Origin of the sequence: Sphingopyxis sp. (assembly GCF_035686825.1) — a bacterium.
Classification (GTDB): Bacteria; Pseudomonadota; Alphaproteobacteria; order Sphingomonadales; family Sphingomonadaceae; genus Sphingopyxis.
In genome coordinates this window covers 815,351-831,895 of the sequence record NZ_DASRYZ010000003.1, presented here as the reverse complement: position 1 = coordinate 831,895, position 16,545 = coordinate 815,351, and the positions used below count along the sequence as shown (strand labels likewise).

Annotated in this window: 21 protein-coding genes; 10 read left to right on the top strand and 11 right to left on the bottom strand. The window is 65.7% G+C overall.

What is annotated here, in order from left to right; translation table 11 throughout:
• Window positions 1-8 precede the first annotated feature (8 nt).
• Entirely contained in the window at window positions 9-575 is a 567-nt protein-coding gene (locus tag VFG17_RS08610) for a DUF2585 domain-containing protein (RefSeq protein WP_325029043.1), read from the top strand.
• Here VFG17_RS08610 and VFG17_RS08605 read toward each other — a convergent pair.
• From VFG17_RS08605 to VFG17_RS08585, 5 genes are read right to left on the bottom strand one after another with little or no spacing between them, the layout of a single operon-like run.
• Window positions 572-928 (bottom strand): DUF1801 domain-containing protein, encoded by a 357-nt coding sequence (locus VFG17_RS08605; protein WP_325029042.1) that lies wholly within the window; start codon window positions 926-928, stop codon window positions 572-574. The genes VFG17_RS08610 and VFG17_RS08605 overlap by 4 nt on opposite strands.
• Before the next feature lie 14 nt (window positions 929-942).
• Window positions 943-1,311: a hypothetical protein gene (locus tag VFG17_RS08600; RefSeq protein ID WP_325029041.1), complete on the bottom strand. Its 369-nt coding sequence runs from the start codon at window positions 1,309-1,311 to the stop codon at window positions 943-945.
• A gap of 39 nt (window positions 1,312-1,350) precedes the next feature.
• Window positions 1,351-2,745, bottom strand: coding sequence for a class II fumarate hydratase (fumC, locus tag VFG17_RS08595; RefSeq protein ID WP_325029040.1), 1,395 nt, complete (start codon window positions 2,743-2,745; stop codon window positions 1,351-1,353).
• A complete protein-coding gene (locus tag VFG17_RS08590) occupies window positions 2,742-3,056 on the bottom strand; it encodes a hypothetical protein (RefSeq protein WP_325029039.1) in 315 nt (104 codons plus the stop codon). Before VFG17_RS08590 ends, fumC begins: the two co-directional genes overlap by 4 nt.
• 1 nt (window position 3,057) lies before the next feature.
• Window positions 3,058-3,540, bottom strand: coding sequence for an SspB family protein (locus VFG17_RS08585; RefSeq protein WP_325029038.1), 483 nt, complete (start codon window positions 3,538-3,540; stop codon window positions 3,058-3,060).
• Between the two features lie 87 nt (window positions 3,541-3,627).
• Between VFG17_RS08585 and hisB the strand changes: the two genes are divergently transcribed.
• The 5 genes from hisB to VFG17_RS08560 are packed head-to-tail and all read left to right on the top strand — an operon-like array spanning window position 3,628 to window position 7,467.
• Window positions 3,628-4,215, top strand: coding sequence for an imidazoleglycerol-phosphate dehydratase HisB (gene hisB / locus VFG17_RS08580; protein ID WP_325029037.1), 588 nt, complete (start codon window positions 3,628-3,630; stop codon window positions 4,213-4,215).
• 9 nt (window positions 4,216-4,224) lie between these two features.
• Complete coding sequence (hisH, locus tag VFG17_RS08575; protein ID WP_325029036.1) at window positions 4,225-4,833, top strand: imidazole glycerol phosphate synthase subunit HisH; 609 nt, start codon at window positions 4,225-4,227, stop codon at window positions 4,831-4,833.
• A complete protein-coding gene (gene hisA / locus VFG17_RS08570) occupies window positions 4,821-5,567 on the top strand; it encodes a 1-(5-phosphoribosyl)-5-[(5-phosphoribosylamino)methylideneamino]imidazole-4-carboxamide isomerase (RefSeq protein WP_325029035.1) in 747 nt (248 codons plus the stop codon). Before hisH ends, hisA begins: the two co-directional genes overlap by 13 nt.
• Window positions 5,564-6,328, top strand: coding sequence for an imidazole glycerol phosphate synthase subunit HisF (gene hisF / locus VFG17_RS08565; protein WP_325029034.1), 765 nt, complete (start codon window positions 5,564-5,566; stop codon window positions 6,326-6,328). Before hisA ends, hisF begins: the two co-directional genes overlap by 4 nt.
• A gap of 50 nt (window positions 6,329-6,378) precedes the next feature.
• On the top strand, window positions 6,379-7,467 hold the full coding sequence (locus VFG17_RS08560; RefSeq protein WP_325029033.1) for an ionic transporter y4hA: 1,089 nt from the start codon (window positions 6,379-6,381) through the stop codon (window positions 7,465-7,467).
• A gap of 117 nt (window positions 7,468-7,584) precedes the next feature.
• Here VFG17_RS08560 and VFG17_RS08555 read toward each other — a convergent pair whose 3' ends face one another.
• Entirely contained in the window at window positions 7,585-8,721 is a 1,137-nt protein-coding gene (locus VFG17_RS08555; protein WP_325029032.1) for a beta-ketoacyl-ACP synthase III, read from the bottom strand.
• A 192-nt stretch (window positions 8,722-8,913) separates the two neighbouring features.
• On the opposite strand from VFG17_RS08555, the gene VFG17_RS08550 reads away from it, so the two are divergent.
• On the top strand, window positions 8,914-9,465 hold the full coding sequence (locus tag VFG17_RS08550) for a hypothetical protein (protein WP_325029031.1): 552 nt from the start codon (window positions 8,914-8,916) through the stop codon (window positions 9,463-9,465).
• Window positions 9,466-9,685: 220 nt separating this feature from the next.
• Window positions 9,686-10,201 (top strand): hypothetical protein, encoded by a 516-nt coding sequence (locus VFG17_RS08545; RefSeq protein ID WP_325029030.1) that lies wholly within the window; start codon window positions 9,686-9,688, stop codon window positions 10,199-10,201.
• Window positions 10,202-10,358: 157 nt separating this feature from the next.
• Here VFG17_RS08545 and VFG17_RS08540 read toward each other — a convergent pair whose 3' ends face one another.
• Complete coding sequence (locus tag VFG17_RS08540; RefSeq protein ID WP_325029029.1) at window positions 10,359-11,129, bottom strand: sulfite exporter TauE/SafE family protein; 771 nt, start codon at window positions 11,127-11,129, stop codon at window positions 10,359-10,361.
• Between the two features lie 122 nt (window positions 11,130-11,251).
• The gene (locus VFG17_RS08535) at window positions 11,252-12,178 is read right to left on the bottom strand and encodes a LysR family transcriptional regulator (RefSeq protein ID WP_325029028.1); all 927 of its coding nucleotides are present in this window, start codon (window positions 12,176-12,178) and stop codon (window positions 11,252-11,254) included.
• An 83-nt stretch (window positions 12,179-12,261) separates the two neighbouring features.
• Between VFG17_RS08535 and VFG17_RS08530 the strand changes: the two genes are divergently transcribed.
• Together VFG17_RS08530 and VFG17_RS08525 are read left to right on the top strand one after the other, a co-directional pair.
• Window positions 12,262-12,597 (top strand): hypothetical protein, encoded by a 336-nt coding sequence (locus VFG17_RS08530; protein ID WP_325029027.1) that lies wholly within the window; start codon window positions 12,262-12,264, stop codon window positions 12,595-12,597.
• 133 nt (window positions 12,598-12,730) lie between these two features.
• Window positions 12,731-12,886 (top strand): hypothetical protein, encoded by a 156-nt coding sequence (locus VFG17_RS08525; protein WP_325029026.1) that lies wholly within the window; start codon window positions 12,731-12,733, stop codon window positions 12,884-12,886.
• Here the strand turns inward: VFG17_RS08525 and trmB are convergent.
• The 3 genes from trmB to lnt all read right to left on the bottom strand — a co-directional run bounded on the left by trmB (window position 12,883) and on the right by lnt (window position 16,541).
• Window positions 12,883-13,596, bottom strand: coding sequence for a tRNA (guanine(46)-N(7))-methyltransferase TrmB (gene trmB, locus VFG17_RS08520; RefSeq protein WP_325029025.1), 714 nt, complete (start codon window positions 13,594-13,596; stop codon window positions 12,883-12,885). The two genes, VFG17_RS08525 and trmB, sit on opposite strands and share 4 nt — an antisense overlap.
• 82 nt (window positions 13,597-13,678) lie before the next feature.
• Window positions 13,679-14,899 (bottom strand): methionine adenosyltransferase, encoded by a 1,221-nt coding sequence (gene metK / locus VFG17_RS08515; protein ID WP_325029024.1) that lies wholly within the window; start codon window positions 14,897-14,899, stop codon window positions 13,679-13,681.
• Between the two features lie 52 nt (window positions 14,900-14,951).
• Window positions 14,952-16,541 carry an apolipoprotein N-acyltransferase gene (gene lnt / locus VFG17_RS08510; protein ID WP_325029023.1) on the bottom strand — a complete coding sequence of 530 codons (1,590 nt, stop codon included), beginning with the start codon at window positions 16,539-16,541 and terminating at the stop codon, window positions 14,952-14,954.
• Window positions 16,542-16,545 lie beyond the last annotated feature (4 nt).

Sequence of the window (16,545 nt, the reverse complement as noted above, 5' to 3'; positions counted from 1 at the left end):
GGGCGGCTATGATCCTGGGAGTTTCAAGACGGGGCTGGCTGGTCGCCGCCGCGCTGCTCGCGGCCTTCGCCGCCATCCTCTTCGCGATGGAGCGCCCGCCGGTCTGCCCGTGCGGGACGATCAGCCTGTGGCACGGCACCGTCCAGTCGAACCAGAACAGCCAGCAGATTTCGGACTGGTACAGCTTCAGCCATGTCATCCACGGCTTCATCTTCTTCGGCCTGTCGCGCTGGCTGATCCCGCGCCAGCCCTTGTGGGTCGCGCTCGCGCTCGCGATCGGGATCGAGGCGGCGTGGGAAATCCTCGAAAATTCGCCCGTCATCATCGACCGCTATCGCGAAGTCACGATGGCCTATGGTTATTCGGGCGATTCGATCCTCAATTCGGTGAGCGACGCGCTCTTCATGGTGATCGGCTTCCTCGCGGCGAGCCGGATGCGCTGGTGGGCGACGGTGGTTATCGCGATTGCGTTCGAACTCTTCACGCTGTGGACGATCCGCGACAATCTGACGCTCAACGTGCTGATGCTGGTGTCGCCGGTCGAGGCGATCAAAGAGTGGCAGGCCGGCGGCTAGAGTGCCAGGGCGCTGCGCGAAGCCAGCGCCAGCTTCTCGATCAGTTCATCGGGGATCGGCCGGTTCGCCGAAAAGGTGACGCCGGTCTTGGTCGCCTTGAGTTTCGACGCGGCAATCTCGTCGGCGTGCGCGGCGATCGCGCCCGGATCGACATAGAGGCCGCATTGCTTGGCGAAGGCGGCATAGCCGGCGATCGTCCTGCCCGCGATCTCGAACCCGGGCATGTCATATTTCATGACCTCTTGGGCCTCGGGCAGCGCCCGCGCCAGTTGCGTGTGCAAGTTCGCCAGCATCGCGCGAAACGGCTCGGGTGCCGCGGCGATATAGGCGTCGTGGCCGGCTGTCTTCGTCATGCGACGAGGGAGATTCAGTGGATCGCCGGCCGTTTGCCGTCGGCGTCGAGCGGGATCGCGGGCGGCAGCGCGTCACCCATCGTCTCGCCATCGGTCGGCACCTTCGCGGTGCCCGCATAGGTGTCGACCACGCCGGCGCGCGCCAGTTCGGGGTCGAGCGCATGCGCTTCCGCCGCCGCCTTGCGCGCCTCGGCGCGCTCGGCCCATTTCTTGGTAATATAGCCCGCGGCGACCGTGGCCGCGAGCACCGCATAGCGCTGCGGGAACAGGCGCCGTGCCGCGAACAATGTGCCGGCGCCGATCACCGCGCCCGCGACGGGGTGATTGCCCTTGTTACGTCCGATGGCGCTGCCCAGAACGCCGCCTACGATGCGACCGATCATGCTCATCTCTCCTTCCCCTCATCAATGCCCCGAGACGCGCTAGGGTTCCGAACCCAGCATCGTTCGCGGATCGACCACGCGGTCGAAGGTCGCGGCATCGACAAAGCCCAGATCGAGCGCGGCTTCCTTCAGCGTGCCGCCCGTTTCATGCGCATGTTTCGCGATCTTCGCCGCCTTGTCGTAACCGATTTCGGGCGCGAGCGCGGTGACGAGCATCAACGAGCGATCGACCAACTCGGCAATACGCGCGCGGTTGGGTTCGATCCCGGCAACGCAGCGTTCGGCGAAGGCCGTCATGCCGGTGCTCAGCAAATCGATCGAACGCAGCACATTGGCGCCGATCAGCGGCTTGAAGACATTGAGTTCGAGATGGCCCTGCAGGCCCCCGACGGTCACCGCCTGATGATTGCCGATCACTTGGGCTGCGACCATCGTCAGCATCTCGCACTGCGTCGGATTGACCTTGCCCGGCATGATCGAGCTGCCCGGCTCGTTCGCGGGCAGGTCGAGCTCGCCGAGCCCCGCGCGCGGGCCCGATCCCAGAAGGCGGATGTCGTTCGCGATCTTGGTCAGCGAGACGGCGACAACATTGAGGGCGCCCGAAAGTTCGACCAGTGCGTCATTGGTTGCCAGTGCCTCGAATTTATTGGCGGCGCTGGAAAATTCGACTCCCGCAAGCGCGCTGATCTCGTGCGCGATGTCCTCGCCGAATGCGGCGGGTGCGTTCAAGCCGGTCCCGACGGCGGTTCCGCCTTGCGCCAAATGGAATATGTCCGTGGAGGCGCTGGTAATGCGGACGCTCGCCTTTGCAAGCTGCACGGCATAGCCCGAAAACTCCTGCCCCAGCGTCAGTGGGGTTGCATCCTGAAGATGCGTGCGGCCGATCTTGATAATATCCGACCAATTCTCCGCCTTCTCTTCGAGTTCGCCGCAAAGCTGGAGGATGGCGGGCTGCAGGCGGGTGCGGAGCGCGAGGGCGGCCGCCACATGCAACGCAGTCGGAAAACTGTCGTTCGACGACTGGCTCATGTTCACATGATCGTTCGGATGCACCGGGGACTTGCCGCCGCGAGTGCCCGCCAGCCGTTCGTTGGCGATCCCCGCGATCACCTCGTTGACGTTCATGTTGCTTTGGGTGCCGCTGCCCGTCTGCCAGATGACCAGCGGGAACTGATCGTCGAATTGACCCGCAGCGACGTCGGCTGCTGCCGCTTCGATGGCGTCGGCCAGCGCCGGATCGAGCCCGTGGTTCCGATTCACGCGCGCTGCGGCCTGTTTGACGAGCGCGAGCGCGTGGACGATCTCGATCGGCATTCGCTCGCGCGCGCCGAAAGGAAAATTTTCGATCGAACGCTGCGTCTGCGCGCCCCAATAGGCGTCCGCCGGAACCGCGACCTCGCCGATGCTGTCGCTCTCGATCCGGGTGTCGCTCATAAGATCAGCATCCTTGTCACCAGAACCGCGCCCGCCCAGATCATCGCGACAAGGCCGAGCAATTGCCAATAGCCGCCCTCGCCAACGCGGCGGCGCAGCCATGCGGCGACGAGCCAGACGAGCACGAGCGCGGGGGTCAGTACCAGCAAGCTGAAGCGCAGCAGTCCGTCGGCGATCTGGCTGCGCGCATAGCCGCCCTCGAACAGCGCATAACCCTCGACACCCCACCAGAAGGCGCCGGTCAGGACGAGCATTCCCGCGAGCGCCCAATATTGCCAGAAACGGCTGGGAGGCCAGGCGGGGCCCGGCACGCTATCTCTTCTTGCCGAAATCCACCGTCACGACGTTCGACCCGTCCTCGCTCGTTACGTCGGGACGGTCGTTGTCGGCTTCGTCGTGCGGCTCGGGCTGCGCGGCCTCGTCGTCGCTGACCTGGAACTGCAGCCCGAAATCGACCGACGGATCGACGAAGGCGGTGATCGCGGCATAGGGGATCGTCAGCATCGACGGCGTCTGGTTGAACGACAGGCCGACAGCGAAATGATCCTCCTCGACGCTCAGGTCCCAGAAACGGTTCTGCAGCACGATCGTCATTTCGTCGGGGAATTTGGCGATCAGATGCGCGGGGATGTCGACCCCGGGGGCCTGCGTCTTGAAGGTGATGTAGAAATGATGTTCGCCGGGCAGGCTGTCGTAACCCTCGATCTGGCTCAGCACGCGGCCGACCACGGCGCGCAGCGCGTCCTGCACGATTTCGTCATAGGGAATCAGGCTGTCGCGAACGTCATCACTCATGACGCGAGGGGATGAACGCGCACCGCACGTCGGTCAAGGGGGGAGAATCGCCTTGCAACGCGAAACAGACGCTCTAAGGGGTCGCCCATGCGAACCGCCACCGTCCAGCGCACGACCAAGGAAACGGATATCGCGATCACCGTCAATCTCGACGGAACGGGCGATTATTCGGTGTCCACCGGCATCGGTTTCCTCGACCATATGGTCGAGCAATTGTCGCGCCACTCGCTGATCGACATTTCGATGCAGGTGAAGGGCGACCTTCATATCGACCAGCATCACACGGTCGAGGATAGCGCGCTCGCGCTCGGCGAAGCGGTCGCCAAGGCGCTCGGCGACAAGCGCGGCATCGCGCGCTATGGCGAGGCGCACGCGCCGATGGACGAAACGCTGACGCGCTGCGTGCTCGACATTTCGGGGCGCCCGCACTGCGTCTATAAATCCTCCTTCTCGCAGCCGCGGCTCGGTGAGATGGACACCGAGATGTTCCCGCACTGGTTCCACAGCTTCGCGCAGACCGCGGGGATCACGCTGCACATCGAGATGCTCTACGGCGAGAACAATCATCACATCGCCGAAAGCATGTACAAGGCGCTCGCGCGCGCGTTGCGCCAGGCCGTCGAAATCGACCCGCGCAAGGGCGACGCCATCCCCTCGACCAAGGGCGTTCTCTAGGACCAGCCGATGAGCGTCATTGCCCTGATCGACTATGGCGCGGGCAATCTTCGCTCGGTGCACAACGCGCTCGTCGCGGCGGGCGCCGACAATGTCGCGGTCACCGCCGATCCCGATGTCGTCGCCAGCGCCGACCGCATCGTCCTGCCCGGCGTCGGTGCTTTCGCCGCGTGCATGAACGGGCTTTCGGCGATCGACGGGCTGATCGATGCGATGGAGCAGCGCGTGCGTGGGCAAGGCGCGCCCTTCCTCGGCATCTGCGTCGGCATGCAATTGCTCGCCGACGCGGGCGAGGAGCATGGGACGCACAAGGGGCTCGGCTGGATCGGCGGCACCGTGCGCGCCTTCGACCCCGCACCCGGCCTCCGCATCCCGCACATGGGCTGGAACGACGTCGTGCCCACCGTGGCGCATCCGGTGATTGCGGCGGGCGAGGCCTATTATCTCCACGGCTATCATTTCGCCGATGCCGCGCATGTCGCCGCGACCAGCAGCCACGGCGCGACCTTCACCGCCGCGGTGGCGAAGGACAATATCGTTGGCGTCCAGTTCCATCCCGAAAAAAGCCAGGCCTACGGCCTCGCGACACTAGAGAGATTCCTCGCATGGCGTCCGTAGATTCTGGCCTGACCATCTTCCCCGCGATCGACCTCAAAGGCGGGCAGGTGGTGCGGCTCGCCGAGGGCGATATGGCGCGCGCGACCGTCTATGGCGACGATCCGGCGGCGCAGGCGCGCCTCTTCGCCGATGCGGGCGCGTCGCACCTCCACGTCGTCGATCTCGACGGCGCCTTCGCGGGCGCCAGCGTCAACGGCGCTGCGGTCGAAAGTATCATCGCCGCCTTCCAGGGCAAGGTGCAGGTCGGCGGCGGCATCCGCGACCGCGCGGGGGTCGACCGCTGGCTCGCGCTCGGCGTCAGCCGCGTGATCATCGGCACCGCGGCGCTGAAAAATCCCGAATTCGTCAAATCGGCCGCGCGCGACCTTCCCGGCCGGATCGTCGTTGGGGTCGATGCCCGCGACGGCATGGTCGCGACCGAGGGCTGGGCCGACGTCTCCGACGTCCGCGTCGAGGATCTTGCGCGCCGCTTCGAGGATGCCGGCGTCGCCGCCCTGCTCTTCACCGACGTCGGCCGCGACGGGCTGCTCAAGGGATGCAATGTCGAGGCGACCGTCGCGCTCGCGCAAGCGGTCGCTATCCCGGTGATCGCCAGCGGCGGCGTCGCCGACATCGGCGACATCGATGCGCTGCGCCCCCACGTCGCCGACGGCATCGAAGGCGTCATCACCGGCCGTGCGCTCTACGACGGCCGCCTCGACCTCGCCGAGGCGATCGCGGCGGGGGCGGCGTGACCGTCCGCGTCCGCGTCATCCCCTGCCTCGACGTCGCCGACGGGCGCGTCGTCAAGGGCGTCAATTTCATCGACCTGCGCGACGCGGGCGACCCGGTCGAAGCCGCGCGCGCCTATGACGCCGCGGGCGCCGACGAGCTTTGCTTCCTCGATATCAGCGCCAGCCATCAGGGCCGCGGCACCCTGCTCGACATGGTCGCGCGCACCGCCGAAGTCTGCTTCATGCCGCTCACCGTCGGCGGCGGGGTGCGCAGCGCCGACGATGCGCGCGCGCTGCTCCTCGCGGGCGCCGACAAGGTCGCGGTGAACAGCGCCGCGGTCGCGCGCCCCGAACTCGTCGCCGACATCGCGGGCCGCTTCGGCAGCCAGTGCGCGGTCGGCAGCATCGACGCGCGCCGCGTTGCGGATGGCCGATGGGAAATCTTCACCCACGGCGGCCGCAAGCCGACCGGCATCGACGCGCTCGAACATGCTGTTCGGCTTGCCGAACTCGGCGCGGGCGAGCTGCTCGTCACCAGCATGGACCGCGACGGCACAAAGGACGGCTACGACCTCGCGCTCACCCGCACGATCGCCGATGCGGTCAGCGTCCCGGTGATCGCGAGCGGCGGCGTCGGCAATCTCGACCATCTCGCCCAGGGCGTGATCGAAGGCGGCGCCAGCGCGGTGCTCGCCGCCAGCATCTTCCACTTCGGCGAAGCGACGATCGCCGAGGCCCACGCCCGGCTCGCCGCGGCCGGATTGCCGGTTCGCGCACATTAATTGCGCCGTCGGGGGTAGCCACGCCGGAAAGTGGCTGCAATAGAAGCCCGATGACCGCCAAACTCCGCCTCGCCGACCGCACCAACGACCTCTTCCCGATCCTCGGCTTCCTCGCCGCGATGGCGAGCCTCGCGATGCCGCTCAATGCTTGGGCGGTCGCGATCATCCTCGCGGGCGCGGTCGTCGCGGCGGTCCATCATGCCGAGGTGATCGCGCACCGCGTCGGCGAGCCCTTCGGCACGCTGATCCTCGCGCTCGCGGTGACGGTGATCGAGGTCGGGCTGATCCTGACGCTGATGCAGGCCGAGCCCGAAAAGGCGCTGACGCTCGCGCGCGACACGGTGTTCGCGGCGGTGATGGTGATCCTCAACCTGCTGATGGGTCTTTGCCTGCTTGCCGGCAGCATCCGCCATCACGAACAGCGTTTCCAGCGCACCGGCATCGGCGCCGCGCTCGCGACGCTCACCGTGCTCACCGTCGTGACGCTCGTGCTCCCCAATTTCACCTCGAGCGTGCCGGGCCCCTTCTATTCGGCGACCCAGCTCGGTTTCGTCGCCGTGGTGTCGCTGATCCTCTATGGCACCTTTGCGTTGGTGCAGACGGTTCGCCACCGCGACTATTTCCTTCCCGACGGCGATGCCGACGGCGACGGCGTGCCCGACGCGCACGCCGCGCCGCCGACCATCCAGCGCACCGCGATTTCGGGCGCGCTGCTCCTCGCCAGCCTCGTCGCGGTCGTGCTGCTCGCGAAGAATCTCTCGCCGGTGATGGGCGCGCTGCTCGCCGACTGGGGCGCGCCGCCCGCGGTGCTCGGCGTGCTGATCGCGGCGCTGATCCTCGCCCCCGAAGGGCTCGCGGCGGTGCGCGCGGCGAAGGCCGACCGCCTCCAGACCAGCCTCAACCTCGCGCTTGGCTCGGCGCTCGCCACCATCGGCCTCACCATTCCGGCGGTCGCGATCCTCTCGATCGTCGCCGACATGCCGATCAGCCTCGGGCTCGACGCCAAATCGACGGTACTGCTCTTCCTGTCGCTGATCGTGTCGGTGCAGACGCTCGCGAACGGCCGCACCACGGTGCTGCAGGGGGTGATCCACCTGATGCTGTTCGCGATCTACCTGTTCACGACGTTTGTGCCGTAACGCATCGGTCCTGCTTGGCCGTGCGTCCCCGCGAAGGCGGGGACCCATCTCCTGCCGGTTCAAAATGTCGCCCACGGGAGATGGACCCCCGCCTTCGCGGGGGTACGCAACGTGGTTTTAAGACTTCCGAACGAACACCGTCCCGGCGCTATACCCCGCCCCGAACGAACAGATCAGCCCGGTATCGCCCGCGACCATATCCGCATGGTTCAGGTGAAAGGCGATGATCGATCCCGCGCTCGACGTATTGCCATAGGTGTCGAGCACCGTCGGGCTCTCGTCCTCGCTCGCCTCATGCCCCAGCACCCGCTGCGCGATCAGCCGGTTCATATTGGTGTTCGCCTGGTGCAGCCACAGCCGCCGCATGTCGCCGCCTTCAAGGCCCAGCAGTTCCATCTGCTCGACGATCATGTTCGCGACCATCGGCACGACTTCCTTGAACACCTTGCGGCCTTCCTGGACGAAAAGCTTGTCGCTCTTCGGCCCCGACTGGTCGATCCCGCCATGGCCGCGGTTCAAAAAGCCGAAATTGTTGCGGATATTGTTCGAGAAGACGGTCTTCAGCTTGGTGCCGAGGATGTCCCAATGCCCCGCGGGCGCGATGTCCTTCTGCTCGACGAGGATCGCGGTCGCGACGTCGCCAAAGATGAAATGGCTGTCGCGGTCGCGCCAGTTGAGGTGCCCCGAACAGATTTCGGGGTTCACGACGAGCACGCTCTTCGCATGGCCGGCGCGGATATAGTCGGCGGCGGTCTGGATGCCGAAGGTCGCCGACGAGCAGGCGACATTCATGTCGAAGCCAAAGCCGTCGATGCCGAGTTCGTCCTGAATCTCGACCGCCATCGCCGGATAGGGACGCTGCATGTTCGACGCGGCGCACAGCACGGCGTCGACGTCGCCCGCGTCGCGGCCCGCGCGCGCCAGCGCGTCCTTCGCCGCCGCGACGCCGATTTCGGCGAGGATCGACAGCTCGTCGTTGCCGCGTTCGGCGATGCGTGGCGCCATGTGCGTGGGATCGAGAATGCCCGCCTTGTCGACGACGAAACGCGATCCGATCCCGCTTGCCTTCTCGATGAATTCGACACTCGATTCAGTCAGTTCGGGTGCCTCGCCCGCCGCGATCGCCGCCGCATTTTCTCTATTGTGCAGCGCAACATAGGCGTTAAAACTGGCGACAAGTTCTTCGTTGGAGATCGCTTCGGCGGGGGTGAAAAGGCCGGTTGCGGAAATGACCGGCTGCGGTGCGTTGGACATGGTGGACCTGCGTGTGTCTTATGGTTTCAAGACACGCTGATTAGGGCCCGCCGCGGCATCGCGCAACGCCCCGTGACTTGCTGAACGAGTCCCGACGTCATGGTTAACCTGCCACTAACCAATATGGTGGCAGACTGTTTGATGCAGGCCTCCGGGGGGATGGCTCCCCGGGCGCCGAGCGGGAGCATGACCATGGCGACGCGTTCAGGACCGGCCGCAGGCGACCTGTCCCTTTCCGAGATCAAGGAATTTGCGGGCTTTCCCGCGGCGACCCAGCGCTACATCCGCCGTTCGCTCGACATCGGGCTCGAACGCGACGATGCGATCGCGCGCTGGTCGCGCGACATGGTCGAAGAAACCGCGATCCGCGTCCAGGCGCGTGTCTATCAGCGGCTCGTCGAGATTCGTGCGCATGTGCCCGACGACAGCGGGCTCGATGCGCTCGAACATTTCATGGCGCCGCTGATCGCGGTGTCGGCGTTCGACCTCGGGCAGGACCGCCTGCCGGGCTTCGCGTCCTATCGCTTCCTCTACGAACGGCTGCTCGGCGCGCACGCGCGGCCGTGGCTTCCCGGCGCCTTCTGCGCCGCCGCGTCGCTGCCGCACCTCCATCCCGACAAGCGCAAGATCCTGCTCCAGTCGATCAGCGAAGCCGCCGCCACCGCCCCCGGCTGGTCGGCGCGCGAGCCGAGCTTCTTCCCCGAATGGGTCGACAAGATCGACGAGACGCGACCGGCGAATTGATCGGCGGTTTCGGGGTGAGAGCGGCTGGTCCGCTTTCGAGTTTGCAGATCGGGTTAGCGGCCACGAGGCTTGGCCCTCTGATACAGCCAGCCCTCCGCCAGTCTGTGCGTCTAAAAACGGGGAGGAAGTCCCTCGATCCGACAACCAGAGAATCCCCTATGCGCTAAGCCGGATCGTCACTACACCGTCACCGCGAGCAGCGGAATTTGAGGAGTGCGTGATGCGTCATTGGACTTTGTCTGCGGCGATCGGAGCTTTCATCTTGAGCTCTAGCTCAGGCTCCGCGAGCCCGGTGCAAGGTGTGGTTTCAGGCATCTATGTTCTGGACGAGGAACGGAGCGACAACGCCTTTCAAGCGATCGAGAGCGCTATTGCAGGCCTTTCCAGCGCCAAGCGCCCTCTCGCTCGCATGAGGCTGCGCAAGTCCATTGCGGTAACTAGAATTAGAATCTCGAGTTCTGGAAGTCGATTGGGGATCGCGTATGATGCCAAAACACCTATCGTCGTTTGGCTCGGCGGAGAGCCGGTTAAGTGGAAACTCATAGAAGAGCTTGTTTTTGACGTGTCGGCAAAAGCCGATGGTGAAGCCATTTCTCTGACATTCCGTGGCGATGACAGCGAGCGGACCACAACCTATCGTAGTGTTGGTCAGGACTTGGTGGAGGACACCACGATTATCAGTCCACTTCTCTCTAAACCGATTGTCTATAAGCAAGTCTATAGTCGAACGCACTGACGAGATTTACGAGGAAAGCTTTCTGGTGAGAAGCCGTTGAACGGTCTTCGTCTCGTAGATGCGGATGCCGGTCAAGATGGTCTCTCCACCGTCTGTTCGAAGGCGCGCTACGACCGTGAACGAACGGCAGCAATCGGTCGAACCCGCCATCACCTCGCTAGCCCACAAGTGCCTTGTAAAGCCCGAACGCACTCGTCGCGGTCAGCACGGTGCCGACCAGCATCAGCATGACCTTGGGCGAGAAGCGTTTCGCCATCATCGCGCCGATCGGTGCGGCGACGACGCCGCCGATGATCAGCCCCAGTGTCGGGCCGAGGATATCTTCGATGCCGAGGTGCCAGATGAAGGCGAGCGAGACCGCGACCGCGAGAAAGAATTCGACGCTGTTGACGGTGCCGACGACCTTGCGCGGTTCGCCGCCCTGGACGAGCAGGTTCGAGGTGACGACCGGGCCCCAGCCGCCGCCGCCCGCGGCGTCGAGAAAGCCGCCGACCACCGCGAGCGGCGCGACGACCTTGGGCTTCGAGAATTTGGGCGGATACAGCACGCCGCGGATCAGCAACCAGATGCCGATCAGCACGAGATAGCCGAGCACGAAGGGCTTCACGACCTCGGCGTGCAGCGACGACAGCACATAGGCGCCGATCACCCCGCCGATCACCCCTGGGACGAGCAGGCGAAAGAACAGCGGCCAGTCGATATTGCGGTGGAACACATGGCTCAGCCCCGACACGCCGGTGGTGAAAATCTCGACGACATGGATGCGCGCCGACGCGGTCGCGGGCGGGACGCCGAGCACCGCGACGAGCAAGGTGTTACAGATCACGCCGAACGCCATACCGAGCGCGCCGTCGACGAGCTGCGCCGCAAAGCCGATCAGGATGAACGGCAGGAGCGCGGTAAAGTCGATGGCCGCAAGATCGATCATATTTCATCCCAACTCATTTAGTTGACAACTTGCTGCCGGGATTCGCCGCCGCGCGCCAGCCCAATTTTTCTGCTGACGGCAAAGGGATTTGTTTCCGCGCCGGGCCGAACCGCTTCACCGCGTCATGCGGTGATCTCGTCGGGCAGATATTCGCGCACATACTCGATGAAGGCGCGCAGCTTGGGCATGACCTGCTTGCGGCCGGGATAATAGAGAAAGAGCCCCGAGGTCGCCGACGCATAGTCGGTGAGCACCAGTTCGAGCTCGCCGTTTTCCACCATCGCTTTCGCCATCGGTTCGGCCATCATGCCCATCGCGACGCCGGCGCGGATCGCGACGAGCGCGGCGATCCAGTCGTTGACGATCACCGGCCCGGTGACGCTGACGTCATATTCGCGGTTTCCCTTCTCGAACGTCCACGGCATCAGCGCCCCGGTGGCGAGGCGAAAGCGGATGCAGCGATGGTCGCGCAATTCCTCGGGCGTTTCGGGGCGGCCGTGCTTCGCCAGATAGGCGGGCGCCGCCGCGACGACGAAACGGAACGGACCGGTCAGGCGGACGGCGATGACGTCGGCATCGAGCGATTCGCCCATCCGCACCCCGGCGTCGAAGCCCCCGGCGCTCAGGTCGGCCAGCGCGTCGTCGGCATAAATCTCGAGCTCGATATCGGGATAGGTTTCGCAAAAGCCCGCGATGATCGGTTCGAACAGCGGCTGGACCGCGCCGCGCATCAAATTGATCCGCAGCCGCCCCGCGGGCCGGTTGCCGAGGTTGCGCGCCGCCTCATAGGCGTCGGCGAGCCCGGTATAGGCGGGCGCCGCGCGCTCGAGGAACATCTCGCCCGCCTGGGTGAGACCCACGCTGCGTGTCGTGCGCATGAACAAAGGCGCGCCGACGCGCGCTTCGAGCGCCTTGACCGTCTGGCTGATCGCGGAGGGGGAGACGCCGAGGTCGGCGGCCGCGGCGGAAAAGCTGCGCCTTTCCGCGACACGCAGGAAGGCTTCGATCCCGTCGAGCGCCCCTTGGGGGATTGTTAAATCCTGCTTCAAAGCACTTGCAGATTATAGAGGATTATCTAAGTGCGCAACCGCGCCTATAAAGGTTGCACAACGAAACGAAAGGAACCTCTCCCATGTCCTATCAGCTCTCCTCTTTCCGCCGCTTTCCCACCGCCTTTGCCGTCGTCGCCGCTTCGGCGCTCGCCTTCACCGGCCTGATGGCATCGACGGCCCCCGCTTATGCCCAGTCGGGCGGCGATTATCGCTGCGCCGGTCTCGCCGAACAGGCGCATGTCGCCGCGAGCGGCGTCGAAGGCAGCAAGCAGTCGAGCGCCAAGCGCTTCGTTTCGACCGGCAAGAAGCTGTGCGAAGCGGGTAACGAACGCGCCGCCGCCAAGCAGTTCCGCGCCGCGCTCAAGATCGCCGGCGTCGCCGAAGTCGAAACCGACAGCCAGATGGCCTCCCGTTAATTTGGGGCGCTAAGACAGCCTGACACACCAATCTCCGGAACCGTCCTCTCCCTCTCCCCGACGGATCCAAAACACTGGGGTGGCACTCGACACGAGGCCGCCCCATTTGTTTATGCGCGCCGCGCGCGCTATGATGGCCGACGCCATGCCCGCGAAGAAACCCCGCCGTAAAACGCCGCCCGATCGTTCGACGGCGAAGCCGGCCGTGCCGCTGTGTCGGTATGAGGAACTGGCGATGCGTGAAAATCGTCTGCGGCAAGCGGCCGACAGGCGCGAACCGGACGACTAGATCCGCCGGTAGCGGAAATACCAGACCTCATGCCCCTGCGCGCGCGCCTTGGCCTCATAGCGCGTCTCGGGCCAGCCACCGGGGCGCTGTTGGAAGTCGCGCGCCTCCTTCGCCAGCCATTCATACTGGTGGCGGTGGCGGCGCATCACCATCAGCGCGTGCTGCAGATAGATGGGGTGATCGGTGCCGAACCGGAACTCGCCGCCGGGCTTCAGCTTCGCCGCGATCAGGTCGAGCGGACCGTCGTTCATCATCCGCCGCTTCGCGTGGCGCGCCTTGGGCCAGGGGTCGGGGTGGAGCAGATAGGCGAAGGCGAGGGCGCCGTCGGGAATCCGCCGCAGCACTTCCAATGCATCGCCATGATGGATGCGGACATTGCCGAGCGGCAGCCGCTCGCCATGATCGCCCGCGACATGCACCAGCGCCTGCGCCACACCGTTGACGAACGGCTCGGCGCCGATGAAACCATGGTCGGGCAGCATGTCGGCGCGCCCCGCCATATGCTCGCCGCCGCCAAAACCGATTTCAAAATGCAACGGACATGCCTGCCCGAACAGACGCTCCGCGGAAACTTCGCCAACTTCGGGCACCGCGATCTGCGGCAACAAGGTGTCGACCAGATCCTGCTGCCCCGCGCGCAGCGGCTTGCCCTTCGATCGGCCGTAAAGGCGGTTCAGGGTCGTCGGATCGCCGGGTTTATGCGCAGTCATGCCGCGCCCGTTAGCGCGGCGAGGCGGGGGCGGCAAGCGCCGTAGATCCGTGGGCGGGGGCGGCAAGCGCCCCCGCGCCGTGTCAGGCGGCAAGCGCGGCCTTGAGCTTGTCGACGAGGTCGGTGCGCTCCCACGGGAAGGCGTCGCCCTCGGCGGTGCGGCCGAAATGGCCATAGGCGGCGGTCTGCCGATAGATCGGCTTGTTGAGCCCCAAGTGCGTGCGGATGCCCTTGGGCGTCAGGCGCACGAGCTGCGGGATCGCGGCCTCGATGCGGCCTTCCTCGACCGTGCCGGTGCCGTGCAGGTCGACATAGATCGACAGCGGCTCGGCGACGCCGATCGCATAGCTCAATTGGATCGTGCAGCGGCGCGCGAGGCCCGCGGCGACGATATTCTTCGCCAGATAGCGGGTGATATAGGCCGCCGAGCGGTCGACCTTGGTCGGATCCTTGCCGCTGAACGCGCCGCCGCCGTGCGGGCTCGCGCCGCCATAGGTGTCGACGATGATCTTGCGCCCGGTCAGCCCCGCGTCGCCGTCGGGCCCGCCGATCTCGAAGCGGCCGGTCGGGTTGATGTGATAGACGGTGTTCGCGGTGAGCAGCTCGGCGGGCAGCACGTCGGCGATCACGCCAAGGACGTACTTGCGCAGCTCGGTATATTTCGCCTCGTCGCCTTCGCCGTTGTGGAAATAATAGCCCGGCGCATGCTGGGTCGACACGACGATCGCGGTCGCCTCGACCGGACGCTCGTTGGCGTAGCGCAGCGTGACCTGGCTCTTGGTGTCGGGTTCGAGGAAGGGCGCGGTGCCCGCCTTGCGGTCGGCGGCCATGCGCTCGAGGATTTTGTGGCTGTAATCGAGCGTCGCGGGCATCAGGTCGGGGGTTTCGTCCGACGCATAGCCGAACATGATCCCCTGGTCGCCCGCGCCCTCGTCCTTGTCGCCGCTCTCATCGACGCCCTGCGCGATATGCGCCGACTGGCCGTGGAGGTTGTTCTCGAAGCGAAAGCTCTGCCAGTGAAAGCCCGACTGCTCATAGCCGATCTCGCGCACCGTGTTGCGAACGGTCGCCTCGATCTCGTCGAGCGCGCCCGGCGCCCAGGCGTCATTCTCGAACACGCCTTTGCAGCGAATCTCGCCCGCGAGCACGACGAGCTGCGTCGTCGTCAGCGTTTCGCACGCGACGCGCGCCTCGGGATCCTTCGACAGGAACAGGTCGACGATCGAATCCGAAATCTGGTCGGCGACCTTGTCGGGATGGCCCTCCGACACGCTTTCGGAGGTGAAAAGGAAGCTGTTGCGCATGGGGAAGCCTTCTCGGAATCGAATATAAAGGATGCTTTATGTCCGCGCGCTGTTAGCGCCCCGAGCGCCGGAACGCAATGGCCAGCGCGAGCAACAGCAAGGCGAAACCGACGGGCAGACTATTGCCGAAGCGCGCAAAGAGCGTCGGCGCGCGCGCCAGTGGCACCGTCGTATCGATACGCCCCGCCTTGTGCATGGGCAGCGATTCGACGATGCGCCCGTCGGCGTCGATCACCGCGCTGATTCCGGTGGGAGTCGCACGGATCACCGGCAAGCCTTCCTCGATCGCGCGGAGGCGGGCCTGTGCAAGATGCTGCGGCGGACCCCAGCTGCCGAACCAGGCGTCGTTCGACGGGTTGAAGATGAAGTCGGGGCGGTGGTCGCGATCGACGACCTGGCCCGAAAAGATGATCTCGTAACAGATTTGCAGTCCCACGCGGCCGAAGGCGCCGAGGTCGAGCGTGCGCGGGCCGGGTCCGGGCCAGAAATCGATGTCGCCGGGCGCGAGGCGCGACAGGCCGATCGCCGACAGGATCGGCCGCATCGGTAGATATTCGCCATAGGGCACCAGATGCGCCTTGTCGTAGCGCGGCCCGAGCGTGCCGTCGGCATGCACCGTCATCACCGCGTTGCGCGCGCCGACGACATCGCCCGCCCGATCGAGTTCGAGCTTGAGCGCGCCGAGCAGCATGATGTCGTTCGGGTTCATCAACCGGACGATCCGCGCGCGCGCTTCGGCGGGCGAACGGTCGTAATAGACCGACGGATAGCCGCGTTCGAGATAGTCGGGCACGGCGGCTTCGGGCCACAGGATCAGCCGCGGTGTGTCGTCCTTGGGCGTCGTCAGCCGTGCGAGCTTGGCGAAATTGGCGTCGGCCTTGCTGCCCTCCCACTTGTCCTCCTGCCCGACATTGGGCTGGACGACGGTGATCGGTATCCGGGCGATGCCCTTGGATCGGACGGCGGCGTCGGCGCTGCTGCCCATTTGCGAAACGAAGGCGGCGCCCCAGAAGGCCATCAGGCTGCCGAACAGCGCGGCCGCGGCGACGCGGCGCCGAAACCACGCCAGTATCAGAACCCCCGCGAGCAGGAAGACGATCCCGCTCATGCCATAGGTCCCGATCCAGCGCGCGGGCATGGCGGCGTGCGGGACGGCGATCACGCCGAGCGGATTCCACGCAAAGCCGGTAAAGATCCAGCTGCGAAGCCACTCGGTGAGAATCCAGAGCCCGCCGAACGCCAGCAGATAGGACGGCGCGGCAAAATGCGTATCGCCCCTGGGCTTTACCAACCACGCACCCCAGGCCGTCAGCGCCGGATAGACCGCCAGATACAGCGACAGCAGTATGACCGCGATCCATCCCAGCCATGCGGGCATCGCCGCCTGATAGGTGAAAGCGGTCGCGATCCAGTTCAGGCCGACGACGAAATGACCGACCCCAAACGCCCAGCCGATGCCGAGCGCGCGCGAACCCTTGGCGCTGCGCGCGACGAGCGCCATCCAGCCCGCGAGCGCCAGCAGGGTCAGCGGCCACAGGTGGAGCGGGGCGAATCCCGTCGCCGAAACGGCACCGAGCAACAGGGCGAGGAGCTTTGGCCGGCGGTCGGCGAAAGCGGCGATGCGGAGGGAAAGCGCGGTCACGCGC